General features: G+C 51.9%; 1 protein-coding gene. It reads right to left on the bottom strand.

From position 1 onward, the window contains the following. Positions 1 to 1,224, bottom strand: a 1,224-nt coding sequence (locus JNK54_10695) for a recombinase family protein (GenBank protein ID MBL8024726.1), incomplete at its 3' end; no start/stop codon positions are given. Positions 1,225 to 1,399: the final 175 nt, after the last annotated feature.

Raw genomic sequence — 1,399 nt, forward strand, 5'->3', positions numbered from 1 at the left:
GGTTTTGCGCGCGCTGGCTTTTATAAATGCCTTTAGGCTTTTTTCGAGCGTTTCAGGGCTGAACGCCTCAAAATGGGCGGGCGGTTCGACATAATTTGCCCCAGGGTGAGGGGTTTGGTTTTTCATGGAAAAAACCAGGTTTTTTAGATAATCCGCGTCTAAAGACACCCTCAACAAGTTGTTGTACGCGGATTCGTGCAGCCGCTCCGCGCTCGTCTGTTGGGTGGAACAGGCTCTCCATCCTTCGTTGTTAACTTTCGTGCAACGATAGTAATAGTAACGCTTCTTTCCATTTTTGGATGGTTTGTTTGTGTAAGCCACCGACATCACCGAACCACACTCCCCACAATGCACGATTCCAGCGAAGGGCAAGTGATCGTGGGATTCGGTATGAAAGCGGGGCGTGTTTTTGATGAGTCCCTGCACGTGCTTAAAAAGCTCCTCTGAAATTATGGGAGCGTGCTGGCCCGGAAAAACATTCCCCTTGTGGACCACCTTCCCCGTGTAGACCTGCTTGCGAAGAACATTCCAGATGGTGGAATCACAAAACGTTTTCCCTTTACGGGAAAAAACTTTCTTTTCCTTAAGATACCGGGCAATTTTGCGAATTGATCGCGTCTCCACATACATTTCGAAGATTTTTTTAACAATCGAATCGCGGGGCGGATCGACCACCAGGGCTCTGTTTTCGGCCCTATAGCCAAAGGGAGGGTGCCCTCCATGGTAAAGGCCGCGCTTCACGCGCTGAACCACTTTATCTTTAACCCGCTCGGACGCAAGCTCCCGCTCAAACTGGGCGAAGGTGAGCATAATATTGCGGAGCAAACGACCCGAGGGAGTAGACGTGTCAAATCGTTCCGTCACCGAAATGAACGACGCCCCATTTTTTTCAAACAGCTCAATGAGCTCGTAAAAGTCGCGAGGTGAGCGGGTCAATCGGTCGATCTTGTAAGTGATCACCATGTCGACTTGTCTCGACTGAATCGCGGCGAGCATCTGTTTAAGCGCGGGGCGGTTCATGTTCGCGCCGGTATAGCCCGCGTCGGAATAGGCCTGGACCACTTGGAAATTATCCTGGCTAGCGACAAAAGAGCGAATACGGTCTTCCTGGGCTTCACAGGAATTAAACACCACATCGACTTGAGAATCCGTCGAGACGCGGGTATAGATGGCGCATTTAATGACGGGGGGATTTTTGGGTGTGGAAGAAGGAATACTATACATATGACCACCTCCTGTTTGAGCGGATTGTAGGATATTTTTTTAGGTTTTTTCCCCCCAGTTTTTCATGGCTCGCCCCGCCGGGGCGAGTCGGAGTGGGGCACCGACTGTCCCCCGGCCCGCCGGGATGGGGGAAGCAGGGGGAAGGGTACCTCTTTGGGGTTGCGCGCGCGGGGTT

It is taken from the genome of Elusimicrobiota bacterium (assembly GCA_016788905.1).
GTDB lineage: Bacteria > Elusimicrobiota > Elusimicrobia > FEN-1173 > FEN-1173 > JADKHR01.